The organism is Endozoicomonas sp. SESOKO4 (assembly GCF_024606275.1).
The window spans coordinates 1-1,123 of sequence record NZ_JAHHPS010000025.1; the positions used below are offsets into that span (position 1 = coordinate 1).

Here is a 1,123-nt window from a genome sequence, read left to right on the forward strand (position 1 = left end):
GCCGCGAGAGACGCCATCATATTGATGACAGTACTTTGCAAAGAGCGGTAAAACGAGCCATTGAGTTATCGGGTATAGAAAAGAAAGGAAGCTGCCATACTTTCAGACATTCTTTTGCTACCCATTTGCTTGATGATGGCTACGATATACGAACGGTTCAGGAGCTTCTTGGACACAGAGACCTGAAGACAACCCAGATCTACACTCATGTTCTAAACCGTGGTGGTCATGCAGTAAAGAGTCCTTTGTGCAAAATATGAGTGGCACGCTACCGCCCGAGGTGTTTCCCGAAACGGCTGAAGAGCACCTACTCACTGGCTCAACAGTTTCCTGCCTGTCTGGCTGAATAGATTCTATTGAGCGACATTGTGCCACTATTACTTATTGAAGGATAGGTAGTAGTGCTTATTTTTGGCTGCCTTATATTTTCCGTGATCCATTCATAACACCTATACGTAGAAAATGACATAACAACATATTGGCTGGCAGGCATGATAAGGAACGAAGTTATATGGTTTACCGGAGCGGCGATGAGTGCAGGCAGGGTCAATACATTATGGCTAAAGAAAGTAAGCATTTATTAGTTCTTAACGCCTTGTTGTTTCAGCTGGTTTGGTTTGTTGCTGTACAAGGCAATAATCTGTATGCGCTATTGGCGTTAGCCTTCTTGCTTGTTGCGCACTTCTCGCTCATGAAACCCGATGAACAAGAGTTACGACTGATCTTTGCCGTACCAGTCGTTGGTATCATCGCTGACAGTTTGATTATGAATACAGGGTGGATTGAATATCACAATGATAATACTTTTATGATTCCAATCTGGCTATGCGTTTTATGGATTGCCTTCGCGACGACTCTGAAACATTCGATGAACTGGGTATTTAAGACCTCTTGGTTACCACCACTGGTAGGATTACTGATTGTGCCATTCAGTTATTGGGCAGGCATTAAGTTATCCGGGTCTCAGCTCTTGATCCCGATGGAGAGAATGCTGCTGCTGGAAGGCTTGGTCTGGGCTGTTTTATTGACTCTGATTGGCTATATAGAAAGGAAACAGATGCAATCTCTATGCTAATGTCTTCACCCCCAAAATCGATCATGATGTTCAGTCTGATTTTAATGG

At 43.6% G+C, this 1,123-nt stretch carries 2 protein-coding genes; both read left to right on the forward strand.

Features of this window, described 5'->3' with window-relative positions:
* Positions 1-260 (forward strand): tyrosine-type recombinase/integrase (locus KDK16_RS00410; protein ID WP_257274203.1); only part of this gene is annotated, 260 nt, incomplete at its 5' end.
* 296 nt (positions 261-556) lie between these two features.
* Positions 557-1,075 carry a DUF2878 domain-containing protein gene (locus KDK16_RS00415; RefSeq protein ID WP_257274204.1) on the forward strand — a complete coding sequence of 173 codons (519 nt, stop codon included), beginning with the start codon at positions 557-559 and terminating at the stop codon, positions 1,073-1,075.
* Positions 1,076-1,123: the final 48 nt, after the last annotated feature.